The sequence below is a fragment of the Paenibacillus xinjiangensis genome, assembly GCF_059686975.1.
In genome coordinates this window covers 1-14,121 of the sequence record NZ_JCAALS010000051.1, presented here as the reverse complement: position 1 = coordinate 14,121, position 14,121 = coordinate 1, and the positions used below count along the sequence as shown (strand labels likewise).

Here is a 14,121-nt window from a genome sequence, read left to right as displayed (position 1 = left end):
CAACTCTCCGTTTTCTTCCCGGAACGGGTTGGTAAGCACCTACGCTAAAAGGAAAATTCCCCCTCGGGGGAATCCTTATAAATGAGTTTACACAAAATTATTGACAGACCCTCCTGAGCTTGGAGAAGTCGTCTGCTTTAATAGATTTGAACTACTGTTAAAGTAATCAATAGCATTGACATATTCTCCTATCAAATCATCATAAATCTCACTATCTGTTAGCGATTCATTATCCGTATCCATAACGGTTTCTATATTAGTTATTGATGGCTGGAAACTCCGTTACAAGTAATTCATAATATCTATTTTTGATATTATGTGATAACTCAGTATCTCCGTTTTCATAAGCTGCTTCGCTCATATAGTTCAATTTATTTCAGATTCATTTTTAACAGACTCTAATAGGGATCCTTCTTTAACCTCATTTACATCAGTTGTATTTGTCGATTCAAGCCCTTGAGTATAAAGCTCATTTATTTTCAAATTTATTCCTTATTTTAATTATCATCACACAAAACCCCACAAACGCAACTTCGCGTCTGTGGGGTCTCTCTCATCTACCAATTCAAACTTTCACATAACTAAAAGCGTTAAACCATCAGTCCCCCAACCCCAGCAACCGATCAATAATTACCGCGGCTTCCGCGCGGGTAGCTTGACCTTTCGGTCCGAAGCGCCCCTCGCCGAGTCCTTGAATGATACCTGCGCTTTGCAATACTCCAGTTGCCTCAAGAGCGTAAGCTGCTATCGCCTGCTTATCAATGAACTCCACTGAACCAGCCTGCCCGCCAAGCTGCAATTGCTGATGCTCCGCAAGGCGATAGGCCATTACGGCCATGTCTTCTCTCGTAATCTGATCATTCACACCGAAGCTTCCATCTGCTTGGCCTTGGATACCAAGCTGCTGCGCAGAAGCAACGGAATCATAATACCAGCTTCCTGCTTCAACATCGCGCAGATCCGTTACCGCACCCTCCGTCGTCAGGTCAAAAGCAAACATCAGCATTTTCAGAAACTCTGCTCTCGTTACCTTCTGATTAGGCTTGAAGCTATCATTGCCAACACCAGCAACAATGCCTTTGGCGGCTAATGACTCGATACTGCTGTTAGCCCATGCAACAGCCGCAATATCCTTGAAGTTCACATTCACATGTACAGCTGCATATTGGCTGAAATGCTCCGGCTTGAAGGATACCTTGCCTGTAGCCGAATTATAGCTGCTGTTCTTCACAGCATGAAGCTTGCCTTGATTATCAATATAATAAATGACGACTTTATTAGGTGACTCTCCTGCCTTCAAGGAGTAGTTCAGCTCCACAGCTAATGAATGACCGAAGCTCTCCACCTTCTTGCCATCAATGGTGAAGGTGAAGTCATAGACATCATGACTGCCTATCTGGTTCTTCACTTCATCGGATAGAGCAGACGTATCGACTTTCTTAACGATGAGCTCTACGGTAGAAGAGGTACTGCTAATCTTACTCTTGATCAAGCTTGCATCGATCGTCATATTCGCCAGACCGAGCTGAAGCTTGATCGTATCAATGCCTTCACCTGCCGCACTGCCCAGCTCCTGTGCAGGTAGAGACAGCTGAACCTGCTTCGCAGCCGCATCCACAGCTGCCTCAATCGTTATCGCTTGCGAAGATGCTGATTCAATAGCTTCTACTACATGCTCCGGCTTAACAGAAACCACGGCTGTGCCGCTCGCATCCGTGCTGACCGCTGCCGTGATTTTGCCCCCAGCAACTGTCGTCGATGGCTGCGCTGTGGCTGGTGTGCTGGCAGATGGTCCACCACCAGCTGCTTGGATCGTAATAACAGCATAAGCGGTTAATGCAGGATCATTCTCTGCTGTCGCTACGACCTTCACTTTCCCTGCTCCAGCCGCACTAAGCAGTCCATTCGCGTTAATGGTTGCTAAGCTCGAATCTGATCCATCCTCATTGTAGACGTGCCAAGTAACCGGGACCGCACCTGATAGCGAGGTGAACAGAGCGCTTAGCTGCAGCTGCTGTCCAACCGTAACTTCACTCGCTGGACCTGGATACCGATAATCTTGGCGCTGCCGCTGTAGTCGTAATATTCGGCATTAGCGGCTGCTCCATGCCGTTGCCGAGATAGAAGCCGGTATGCGGCGGCTGGTTATAGCCCGTATTCTGCCATGCAATTGCTAATCGGTAGGTCGGATCATGCATGAGCGTATAGATACGCTCATCGGTCTTATCTGTTGTCGTATAGATTCGGAGTGCGGTGCTGTCCTCTGTACGAACGATAACCTCTTCTCTCCAATCGCCCAGAATATCAGCCTGAAGCGCTGGAGTTCCTTTGGTATCATTATTGGAATAAGTACCGGTGAATGTCTCGATATTCACAAGCTCCTTATTCGTGTAATCCCATTTATCAATCTTAGGCGTGCCTACCCGCAGCGGATCTCCCGACCATTCATGATCCAGAAGCTCACGGCTAAGATCTCCATCCCACCAGATCGCGAAGTTGGAGGAAGGAATTTGGTTAGAGATAAGCTCTCCAGTAGCGGAGAATAACGAGCCTGTCGAGCTATTCCATGCACCATCTATCGCCCAAGCTTCAGCTCCCTCATAGTTCGGATCAATATCTGCGGCTAAGCCGCGTCCTGTATCAATACCTGTCTGCAGCTGTCCCCACAATATTCTTCCGGTTTTGGCATCCTTCACCTCTGCCGAATATTTAGCTCCGGTATCTTCTTGAACAGCCCACAGCTCAAGTCCTAAGCGATTAGGATCTAGATCACTTAAGTGCATGGCATCGCCATGACCCAATCTGGAATTCCATAGCCCCTGTCCATTGTCATCAATGGCGGCAGCGCCAGTAATAATCTCATCCTTGCCGTCTCCATCGATATCACCGACAGTAAGCTGGTGATTGCCTTGACCCGCATAGGTCTCATTGCCAGGCGTGCTCGAGTCGAATGTCCATCTTTTCGTAAGAACGCCATCACCCCAGTCATACGCCACTAGAACCATTCTCGTATAATAGCCGCGCTGCATAATAAGGCTAGGTCTCTCTCCATCCAGATAGGCGATGGCAGCGAGAAAGCGGTCTACACGATTGCCGTACGTATCGCCCCAATCGCCAACATTGCCCCTTGCTGGCTCATAAACATCCGTTGCGAGCGCTTTGCCTGTAGCCCCTTCGAATATCGTGTGATACTCAGGTCCTGTCAGAATATATCCGCCTGCATTGCGATAATCAGCATCGGCATCACCAATGACGGTGCCTTCACCATCAATGGTGCCATCTGCGGTACGGAAGGTTACCTCTGCCTTGCCGTCACCATCCAGATCATAGACCATAACATCCAAATAATGTGCACCCGAACGGATGTTGACCCCTAGATCAATTCTCCATAGGAAGGTGCCATCCATCTCATAAGCATCGACATACGTATTGCCTGTGTAGCCCGATTGCGAATTGTCCTTGGCGTTCGTCGGCTCCCATTTCAATACAATCTCGTATTGTCCATCGCCGTCCAAATCACCAACACTGGCATCATTCGCACGGTACGAGTAGGCATCCCCTGCAGGAGTAACGCCATCGGCAGGCTTCTGAATCGGAATGTCGGAATAATTCATATCCCATACAGAGGCTGCTTCTGATTGCTCCTGCTCGGTTCCGCCGATAACTGTTCGTACGAAGTAAGTCGATTCTGAGGTACCCGCTTCATCTTCATAGTTCGTGCTATCCGTAATCGGTGTAGCATTAATCTTCACGCCATCGCGATATAAGTTGAATGCAACGGATGAAGCGTCTGTTCCGAGCATACGCCAGCCTACATAAACATGATTGCTCTCTTTCACTGCAACCAATCCTCGATCAAGGCTCTCCATCTGACGGGGAGCAAGTACAATTGGCGTTTCTGTAACCGTTACACCACTTGCTTCAGACATCGCCTCGCCTTCATATTCGAAGGCTGCCTTGATAACGAAGGTATAAGCAACGTCGTTCGTTAGTCCCTCAATCGTGGAGATGTACTTGCCTTGAGGCACCGTATCCACAAGCTCAAGGGATTGATCAGCATTCTGTTTATAGATATGGGCTTCCTTATAGGCAGGGTCCAGCGGCTCTTCCCAGCCGAGGAGCACCTTAGAATCCCTTGCCTCCGTTGCTGCATAGTTTACGTTAGGCGATTTCTCAAGCTGATTCACCGTAACGGTATAGGGTTTGAAAATGTCAGTATAGACGGAGGAGGTAACCGATAGGCTGATATTGGTTGTGCTTCCGGCTAGAGCGGCCTCAACCGAGTCTCCACTAGCTAGACCTGTATCGCCAACCTTCAGCGTGACCCCTTCTGCATGGCTCGCCGTTGGCGTAACATCAAGTGCATCAACCCAATAAGGAACAGTTACCGTATAACGGTTGATCTTCGGGTCAAAGGGGGGAACGAGCTCAGGGGTGAAGTCACCACTGCTGAGGCTGAGCTGGCTAAGAGTAAGATCAAGCGCCGTAACCTTCACATTAGCCAGGTTGATTTTCCCGCCATTCGGATTAACGTAGAAGCCGAAGCTGCTAATTTTATCCCGGCTGCTGTAGAATTGATCTGGCCACGCAACCTCGGTCCCCGTCATTAAATCGGTAATATGAACCGTGAATGTTTTCTGCGGCGTATTGAACACCATTTGGAATCGATACCAATGCGTTGTATCATAGTTAATCTGGTTAGCAGCGGATGCATTATGCCGTTTAATCACTCCACCATCAAGTGTATACCGCAGTGCAGCTGCATTCGTGGCATTGATTTTGCCGTCCATTACCCAGAGTGAGCCTCCGCTATTGCCTGGGAGATTAACGTCGAATTCAATAATCAGACCCCCGGTATCCGCTGCAAAACGCTGACCGAAGTAAGAGGAGCCCGCAGCATCATGGCGGATTTCCGCATAAGTTGAGCCTGTTACGGTATCGTTCACCACATTGACCGCAGGAGCCGCTCCTTCCTTCGTCCAAGTATTGCCTGAACCAATCGTTAGTAGCCCGGGTTCATAGCTGCTGAAATCATCAGATACGAGCGCCGTATCCGCAGCGTGAGCCGGAAATATATGAATAGGTGCTAGAAGAATGATGACTAACAGACAGCATAACAGCTTAGAAAACGTTGACCGCTTCGTATACCTAGTTCGTGTTATCATTGTATCCTCCCTATGCTTGCTGGTAGTATGGAGCGCCTCATTATTACCGTTGTCACACGACCTCCTCAATCATTATTTAAAGCGCTTTCAAAAATAGCTTCCCTTCAATTATATGGAAATAGCTATCGAAGACCATTCAAATACTAGACTTAAACCATTAAATAATAGACTTCTTGCACTTATTCTACGATTGCTGACAACAAACAAGGCAATAACACAGCACAAGTTATGCGCTCGTTATTGCCTCGTTCATTGTTATTTGGTAAACACATGATTGCCTATCTTGGCCGTTACTTTGCGTGACTCGAACCAGGATGAAGTCGTTGCGGCTGGATTGTAGAAGAACAAAGCTCCATTCGACGGGTCACGTCGTTTGGCAGCATCTTTGGCAGCTTGCAGAGCACTTGCATCCGGCGTTAGCCAGAACTGTCCATTGCTTACAGAGCTGAAGGCGTTCGGTGCAAAGATAACATTCCTAACGCTATTCGGGAATGCCGAAGCCTTCGTCCGATTCAAGACGACTGCGGCAACAGCCACCTTGCCTTTATAGCTCTCTCCTCTTGCTTCTGAGTAGACCACTCTAGCAATTCTTGATAGGTCGGAACGATTCACCGTCACCTTATGCAGCGCATGCAGCGTAAGTGAGCCGGCAATACCATCGCTCTTCAGTCCTGCACCCTTCTGAAAAGCAGCTACTGCTGTTTTCGTAGATCCGCCAAAATAGCTGGTTATGCTTGCTTTATAATAACCTAGCATATATAGTCGCTGCTGCAAATCTTCTACTTGTGTTCCCTTGCTTCCCACTGACATGGCAGCAGCTGCCGTGGAATTCAGACATAACATCGCCGCCAAAGCCGACATAACGGCAAGCAATCCTATTTTCCTAAACAAAATCATGCGTAATCCCTCCATACTGCTGTATTGATTGAAGGTAACAAGCTGGCGGAGGATCTCGCGTGTTCGATTTTACCATAGGATTGCCTGCATACTGTCGTTTGCGAGAAAATTCTAATGTAAGCAGGTAAGAATAAGAAATGCAGGCTGGCTTTTTCCAAAAAAGACTGAGAATCTAAAATCTCAGCCACTGTATATCTTCCTATGATTTCATTTTCGTATAATACAGCACCAAATCATCATCTACAACAACTTCTGTACCCGGAGGAACGGGCTGCTCCTTATACATGACTCCTCTGCCATCGGGCACGAAGCCTCTTTTGGCATATAGGCGCTGTGCATGGCCATAGCTCTTGTACAGTCCCACGCCAATGCCAACGATCCCATATTTCTCCAGAGCAAGCTGTTCCGCCGCATCCATTAATTGCCCCCCGATTCCTAGCTTCCGCAGTGGAGGAATAACATTGAAATCATTAATTTCCGGTATCCCACTATCTGCAAAATAAGGATAAAACGAAGTAGCCAGCACATGCAGACTCCCTGCGAACTGCCCTTCATGTAAGGCCACTAGAGTGCTTCTATCCATGGAGAGATTCTCCTCCCAGCACTTTCTTAAGTATTCAATCGGCTTATTGATCTGATACTGCTTGAACACCCTATGCATGGGCTCTACGTCTTCTTCTACCATAGGACGGATTACAATTGCACTCATGATCATCACCTCGTTAATAGAATTGTTATTATTGTTGATTAGTTCTGCTAATAGGGCTTATCGGCACGTGCCAGCTACATCTCCTCTTCACTGCGCGTCTCACGAATAAGCATCGTTAGCCCATATTGCATCAGCGCCGCAGCGAATAAAACGATCGGCATCCAGATGGACTCTATATCATTGGCCAACACGATCATCACGGTGATGGAAATGACCCTTCCTATGTTCAGGAACAGCTCCCTCATAACGACAGACTCGACACGCAGCTGACCCTTGAGAGGAAGCGTCCCTATGATTCGGTAATAGTAGGAGGTTAACGTATTAACCGCAAGCGGATTGCAGATGGAGAACACGATCATGAACAGCGCTACGGACCAGAACTGAACCTCAATTAGCAGCAGCGCGGCACCAATGACAACTCCGGTAGTCGAGTAGAACACATATTTGCGAACATGCTCCTTCTCCGCTTTCAGTGAAATCACATAACCAGTAGCTACCGTAAGCGCTGAGAAAAACACGCCCAAATACCCAACCCAGTCCTCACGGCCGACTGTCTGGAATAACAGAATATTAGGCAGGAACAGCATAATGCCCTGGAACAGTCCCAAGATGAGAAAGCTGATTAATGCCTTGAACCATCTGCGCTCTCTATTCATTAATAGGCCCATGAACCGCAAATAGTACGCTTTATGATGCGACTTCACGACTGGAATCCGGAAGCTTACAATGGCGGCGATGAGGAACATAACGAATGCAATGGAGAAAATAATAATATATCCCTGCAGACCTTCGCTCCGTTGAATGATGAACCCTGCTAATGCTGGTCCAATCAGCCCCGCTGTATTGAATACAACCATGTTGATCGCAAGAAAGCGGATCCGGTTCGCTTCGGTTGAGACATCATATTGAATAATGAGATATCCGGTCCAATAGAAGCCGGCTGCTATACCGTTGAAGATAGCGAATGCAATATAATATTGAGCAACCTGCTCCTGAGCAATAACGACGAATAAATAAAATAAAGCAATGGCAAAAATACCAAGCCGATATGTAACCATCTTATCCCGCCGCTTCGCCAGCCACCCGCCTGCTGCGAACGCGAATGGTGTAATCGCATACAGAATAATGTTGTAGATCCCATTCACGACAAGATCCTGCGTTAACCGCCATAAGTACAAGTTAAGGAATAGTCCCGACATCGAAGCTCCGAACTGAAAACAACCATGAATAAGCAATGAGGTTACTGCATCTTTACCTAGCTTCCTTTCCGGTGGAATACTTGCTGATCCTCTACCATTCTGAAATCTCAACCGTATGCCGCTAAGCATCAACTTCTGCCTCCTGCTGCTCTTTTTTGTTCATTTTATCATAAGCCGGATGTCTTATTAGCTATATGAAAACGCTCTCGAACCCATATCCAAGCAAAAGACTCCATTTGGGGCCATTTGCTTGCTTTGGCTGCTGTTTTTTGTGCAAATGCGTCATTTATCACTATCGTTCCATCACAACGGAATAATGTTTGAATTTCTTGATAACATACCTTGACTCATCGACTGGAATCTCTTCCCCATTAGCGAACAAATAAGCAGCCTCTTCCCCTGGATGAATCACTGGTTCACCGAATCGATACCGTCCGAAGGCATCCACCCACTGGAAGGCCGCACCTTCATTTCTATACTTCACACTGTCTAGATAATCATGCGGATTGATTTGCTCATAGAACAACACATAGATATACGGCATATTAACGTTATCCGTAATATAGACCGTCCCTTCCGTGGCCTCTGATGCATAGTCGATAGCCTCTCCGAACGATTCATAGAAGATAGGGCTTATCTGCTGTGGAAAGGATCTGAAATACGTCCCTATGAACAATACGAATAGGATAGAAAAAGCAGCCGCAGCGCTTCGCCCAGCCCACTTTTCCTTCTGGAACACCCACGCGAGAGCTGCGGTCATAAGCCATATGATCGGATAGAATACGATGTTCATCCGGTTGATGTTCACTTCCGTAATGAAAGACATAAGCACCGCTAAGCCGAACCATACGAGCATGATTACCTGTGCTGTACGGAAGACTCGCGCTAGCGTACGTATGCTCACGATAAGTCCGATGACTATGAAAGGCAGCGCAATAGGATACATATAACCGAACTGAGGCAGCGCATTCCACAGCAATCCATCGCTCTGAGTAATAAGCAGTTCGAGGAAGGAGCCGAAGTTACGCAGCGCGCTGGATCCTATCTGATCTTGGAATACGCTCGCCATCTCTTCGAATCTATTATGCATTAGGCGGGGAATAGTCACTAACGCTTGTATCGCATCGTATTGCAATCGATTAATGACAAAGAATAGAAAGATAGGCATTGCCAGCACAGCTACCATTAGAGCATTGAGTCCAATGATTCGCGGGGCAGCTAGCTTTTTGACCAGAATTACGATATAGACGGCTAATAGAAACAATGGTGTGAAAAAATAAGCCGTGCCATACGCATACAAGGATACTGCCATTGCCGCAGTGAACCCGAACAGCCAATTCGGCTGATCAATGGCTCTTAATGCCAGATAGACAGCGAGCAGCACGACAGTCGGGAATAGATTGGATTCCAGCGACCATCTAGACAGCATCATATGCCATGGGCATATGACGATAAGAAACATAGCAATCGTGTGCACTTGTTTATTTCCCGGGAAAGTACGCCTTGCAATGAAATAAAATAACAGCAGGGACACACAGCCAGCTATAACGCTCACCAAGCGGATCGAGAGCGGATTTAATCCGAATAAATAAATGAAGGGCATCGACAAATAGGCATATAATGCATTCTGGCCGCTTCCCCAAGCAATGAGATGAACAGGTAGAAACGAACCATTACGGTCTATGCCGTAATTCAGAATGGAATAAGCATCGTAGCCGATAGAAGCCTCATCCTGATTCAGCCCAGGGGGTGCTGTGGTTATATATAACGTGCGGATAACGATACCTATTAACAGCCATATTGCCGTCAGCTTATTCGAACGTACCCATTGCAGCAGGGATATTGCAAGCAGGATAGACCTGCTGTTAGAACGGTGTAAATTCAACAACTCCACTCTTTTCTCTCTTATGTATATGAATAAATCTATTCTATTATATATACATATACATGATTAAGAAAGCTGGAATCACCTCTGAACCCCTCACCTCTGTCTACATACAAAAGGGATGAGCAGTCTGCTCATCCCTTCCAGCCTTTACTTATGATCACTATTAGAGCAATAGATTTCCTTCGGAATATTTAATGGTGGCGTTGTCCTCAGCAGGCAATGAGCTGCGATCTACCCCCTCCTCAATACAGGAAGTTAAGAACAAATAGTTAGCTCCGCCGAAGCCGCCACTAACAGCCTCGTATCTCCCTCCTTGGAACCGTGCACCGATCGCCTTCACTCGGTGTGTCCCGCCTTCTAGATGGAAATGAGCAGTTGCCCCATCCTCTGCTGCACTTGTGCAGGAGCTATAGCTTAACGTTACAGCATTACTGGCCGCGACACTCTTAATGAATGCTTTCTCTCCATTCGTTCCGCTGAACATGGCGTTCCCATCGATCGTGACGCTCTGTGCGCTGATCCCAGTATTCGCTTGATCCCATGCACCTGTCAGTACGAGTCCGCAGTTCTGGAAGCCGCCGCCTACAATAGAAATGTGCTTTGAGCCTGTTCGAATTTTACCAGTCTCAGGTGTCGCACCATAGAACCATGTATTCGTCAACGTTAGGCGATTAATACTGCCGATATTGACATCCTCTACCCTGTTAAATATACAATTGATGATGTTCACATCTGCATCCACTGGAAGATTCCCAACCGTATTGCTCCTAATTGGACGAGCGATCTCATAGCCACTCAGCATGCCGAATGAACAGCCGTCCAGCACATTTCTCCTCTTCGACAACGAAGAGCTGCGGGACAACGTAATCATATTATCTGCCGTGCAGCCTCTTATCTGGAGACCATCCGCATTCGCCCAGATCGAGCCCGAATTCGCTAGGCCTTGTTTATTAATCGCGTAGCAATCCTCTAGAGTTAGATCCGTTATTTTCTTATGAGCCACGATTCTTGTTGCAATATGCTTCTTCACCGTAATTCTCTTCGCACTATCTCCCCAATTCGTTCCGCTGTTAGCGAAGGAGAGCAAGCCTGAATTCCCGATATACACGATATCATGCTCATACTGCCCATGTGTGACGAATGGACCGTAGTCATCCCCGTCACCGTGACAATTCTCAACCAGACAATACGCCGCACAGGTGAAGTCATTCAAATGCCGCGCATTGCTCGTATTGCAATCCCTGACATGTCCATATAGGACATTGAGCTGCTGCGTCAGATAGCCCGTTCCTCCCCAATCCCGCTCTTCTGGATTAATGAGCTCACAGCTCTCTGTTACGTAGTGCGAGCAATAGCGCCTCTGAATGACAGGCCAGAACACTTTAGTTGCCCGAATGCCTGAGACATTACATTCTACTGCGAACTCATAAGCCACTGGATTGGAGCCGATCTGATCCCAGGTTTCGAATGGTCTTACACTCGTCGAAGTAGTTGGCGGAACCGGCACCCCGATGAATCGCATATTCCGAACATGGGAACGAACGACTGGGTTCATTTTTTTTAAAAAAACCTGACGTCCTGCAGCGATCGGCCAGCCGAGCTTATAATTGACTCGGACATGGGTAGCATCAATCATTTCCGTTATTTTGAGCAGATAGTCTAGCTCTTTCTGCGCATTGCCGCCAGGGTTCTTCTGAACCTGTACGAGCCACCAATCTTCAATCTGCAGTGCTGCCGAGGATGGAACCTCCAGTATATCGCTGCCTTCAACAATATCAGCAGACAAGATGAGATCGAAGGCTTCCCCTGTTGCTTCACCCTGAAAGAATAGAATGGCTCCGAATGGATTGTCTCTCGTGTTCAGCTCTATACCTTCCGTAGTAACCGTATATCCGTGGAAATCAAGCTCTATACCGCTCCTTGTGAACCGATGACGCTTCACGAAGTTAAGATCAGTATGCCCTTCAATCCGATGAATAGCCGGATCATTCACCATAGAATCAAGCGCTTCATCTGCATTCTGTGTTGGACCAAAGATACCGAACCAACGGAAGTCAGCTACGCCGTTATGGATAATTTCCCACCTGCCGCGTTTCCCGCTGCCTTTATTCGGCTGATGCACCGTACCTCCATTATCCGTTTTATTGCTGTCTTTCGCCCAGTACATCACCTTCCCTCCACCGTCGCCGGGTGCAGCATATCCCCCAACATATACAAGCGTGTCAGCCTTCTGATGATTAGCAGGAAGATTAATTAGGGCTTGAACATTCGCGGCGTAAACTACGCTTCCTCCTTGGGCATCCTTCTTCTGTGTTTCATTAGTATCAGCAGCCGCTGCCATTCGAGGGATCAACGTATTGCCTACTAACAGAATACTTCCGAGTCCGATTGCCTGCAGCATCTTCCTCCTGGTGACATTCACCTTCTCGTTATCTGTCCCTGTGGAAGTAGCTTCATTAACCGCTGCTAGAGCGTGCCCCTGTTCATTATTCATTATTTTTCATCCCCCTCTTTCATCACGGGCCTATCCAGCTCTTCCATCGTTTTTTTGGCACCTCTGCGGAATTCACTTATCGTTGTGCCAACCGCTCTACCAAGCTCAGGAAGCTTCTTAGGCCCGAATAGCAGCAGTCCGACGATAACGATTAACACCATTCCAGTTACACCAAGATTCGGCATTTGCATCTCTCCCTTGTATTCTGATTTACTACTGATTCACAATTAAATCTGTTCTCTGTAAATTTTATATAATGATGTATATCTGATGTACAAATTATACAAGCACATCAAAAAATCTGTCAATCATAAATTGACAGATTTTTCGGAAACTTTCGATTGTAATAGGGTTCTATATAAAAAAAATAAGGCCATCTTTTTCAAGATGCCTTATTAATATTCCATTCTTCTATTCAGATAAATGTTGTTCCCGTATTTCTCTTTCATCAGCAGCGTCTCTGCCAATACATATTCATAGATCAGCTTCAGCTTCACGTTCATCGGCTTTATCGTTTCTTTTACTTCACCATCAACCATAACATCAAATACGATCACTTTCGCTCGCCTCCATTCGTTCATTGATTGTCTTTATTGTAATCCCACTCTATTAAAAGTAGATTAACGCACAATGATCGATTGATTAATTTTGAGCCGAATGATCATCCCAGTGTAAAAACGACGCTACTGCAACGTCTCCCATCTTGTCCATAGCTCCTTGGGATTCAGCTCATAAATTTCTTTCTCTCTGAACATGTATTGATGCATGATGAATTCCCTACGTATCGTAGCGTAATCTTCATGGAACTGCTTAATGAACGCATTCAATTCTTTCTCCGAGTAATACCGCCCCTTCTCCAGCTGTCCCACAAGATGCTCTAATACAATAAGCTTTTTCTTCAGCTGGCTAGGGATATGCTTAAGCTTGCCGTCCACTGTGAAGAAATTACGCAGCACCGTATCCCTGATCTTTATTAGATTGCTGTCCATTGTATCCAAATCCCCTTTCTCCCTGTAGATCAGATGCATGACCGCATCCGCACTATTCATAATGAAATAATGATTGAGCGAAAAATAAATCGTATTCTTCTCTCTGCGTTCATTAATCAGACTAGCTTCACGAAGCTTCTTCGCATGGTGGGTTATCGTTGCAGGCGTGACCGTCAGCTTCTCAGCCAACTCCAGGCCATTCCTCTCCCCGTCCGCGAGCAGAATGAGGAGCTTGATTCTCGTTGCATCGGCTAATGCTTTGTGATAATTAACTACTTTATCCAGCTGCATTTATTCGACTCCCTTTATCATGATTTAATATTCATCTAATTAGTTACTTATTAAATTAGATATTAGCTTATAAGAGCCCTAGAGTCAATGGGTCGTTCGGGAAATAAAAAAAGACAGCCGAACTGGTTTAACCAGTTCGGCTGTCTAATAAGGATTGATCTGTCTGCTTACACGGACAGTTCAATGATAGAAGTTAATGGAGCGGAAGACGGGAATCGAACCCGCGACCCTCGCCTTGGCAAGGCGATGCTCTACCGCTGAGCCACTTCCGCATAACGAATATTGCACCTTCAAAACTAGATGCGAAAGATTAGAATGAATTTCATTTAGCTGATTCTGGGGCCGCCGCAAAGTATTCGGAATACGCTCCGGAAGCCTAAGCTTCACTTTGTGGGATACTATTTAGGATAAGCCCTCGACCGATTAGTATTCGTCAGCTGCACGCATTGCTGCGCTTCCACCCCGAACCTATCAACCTCGTCGTCTTCA

Annotated in this window: 11 protein-coding genes and 1 tRNA gene; all 12 read right to left on the bottom strand. The window is 46.6% G+C overall.

Features of this window, described 5'->3' with window-relative positions; all coding sequences use genetic code 11:
• Nucleotides 1-87: 87 nt before the first annotated feature.
• Nucleotides 88-243, bottom strand: a complete 156-nt coding sequence (locus AC6ESP_RS29130) for a hypothetical protein (RefSeq protein ID WP_497100283.1) — start codon at nucleotides 241-243, stop codon at nucleotides 88-90.
• A gap of 355 nt (nucleotides 244-598) precedes the next feature.
• Complete coding sequence (locus AC6ESP_RS29125; RefSeq protein WP_497100282.1) at nucleotides 599-1,873, bottom strand: S-layer homology domain-containing protein; 1,275 nt, start codon at nucleotides 1,871-1,873, stop codon at nucleotides 599-601.
• A gap of 157 nt (nucleotides 1,874-2,030) precedes the next feature.
• Nucleotides 2,031-5,165 carry a rhamnogalacturonan lyase family protein gene (locus AC6ESP_RS29120; RefSeq protein WP_497100281.1) on the bottom strand — a complete coding sequence of 1,045 codons (3,135 nt, stop codon included), beginning with the start codon at nucleotides 5,163-5,165 and terminating at the stop codon, nucleotides 2,031-2,033.
• A 255-nt stretch (nucleotides 5,166-5,420) separates the two neighbouring features.
• Nucleotides 5,421-6,062 carry a cell wall hydrolase gene (locus tag AC6ESP_RS29115; protein ID WP_497100280.1) on the bottom strand — a complete coding sequence of 214 codons (642 nt, stop codon included), beginning with the start codon at nucleotides 6,060-6,062 and terminating at the stop codon, nucleotides 5,421-5,423.
• Between the two features lie 199 nt (nucleotides 6,063-6,261).
• On the bottom strand, nucleotides 6,262-6,771 hold the full coding sequence (locus AC6ESP_RS29110; RefSeq protein ID WP_497100279.1) for a GNAT family N-acetyltransferase: 510 nt from the start codon (nucleotides 6,769-6,771) through the stop codon (nucleotides 6,262-6,264).
• 74 nt (nucleotides 6,772-6,845) lie between these two features.
• The gene (locus AC6ESP_RS29105) at nucleotides 6,846-8,099 is read right to left on the bottom strand and encodes an MFS transporter (protein ID WP_497100278.1); all 1,254 of its coding nucleotides are present in this window, start codon (nucleotides 8,097-8,099) and stop codon (nucleotides 6,846-6,848) included.
• Nucleotides 8,100-8,262: 163 nt separating this feature from the next.
• Nucleotides 8,263-9,855 carry an ArnT family glycosyltransferase gene (locus AC6ESP_RS29100; RefSeq protein WP_497100277.1) on the bottom strand — a complete coding sequence of 531 codons (1,593 nt, stop codon included), beginning with the start codon at nucleotides 9,853-9,855 and terminating at the stop codon, nucleotides 8,263-8,265.
• Nucleotides 9,856-10,021: 166 nt separating this feature from the next.
• The gene (locus tag AC6ESP_RS29095; protein ID WP_497100276.1) at nucleotides 10,022-12,352 is read right to left on the bottom strand and encodes a putative phage tail protein; all 2,331 of its coding nucleotides are present in this window, start codon (nucleotides 12,350-12,352) and stop codon (nucleotides 10,022-10,024) included.
• Nucleotides 12,352-12,537: a twin-arginine translocase TatA/TatE family subunit gene (locus AC6ESP_RS29090; protein ID WP_497100275.1), complete on the bottom strand. Its 186-nt coding sequence runs from the start codon at nucleotides 12,535-12,537 to the stop codon at nucleotides 12,352-12,354. Before AC6ESP_RS29090 ends, AC6ESP_RS29095 begins: the two co-directional genes overlap by 1 nt.
• 210 nt (nucleotides 12,538-12,747) lie before the next feature.
• Entirely contained in the window at nucleotides 12,748-12,933 is a 186-nt protein-coding gene (locus AC6ESP_RS29085; protein ID WP_497100274.1) for a mechanosensitive ion channel protein MscL, read from the bottom strand.
• A gap of 102 nt (nucleotides 12,934-13,035) precedes the next feature.
• Nucleotides 13,036-13,632, bottom strand: a complete 597-nt coding sequence (locus AC6ESP_RS29080; protein ID WP_497100273.1) for a DUF2087 domain-containing protein — start codon at nucleotides 13,630-13,632, stop codon at nucleotides 13,036-13,038.
• A gap of 197 nt (nucleotides 13,633-13,829) precedes the next feature.
• A tRNA-Gly gene (locus AC6ESP_RS29075) sits at nucleotides 13,830-13,904 on the bottom strand.
• Between the last annotated feature and the right edge of the window lie 217 nt (nucleotides 13,905-14,121).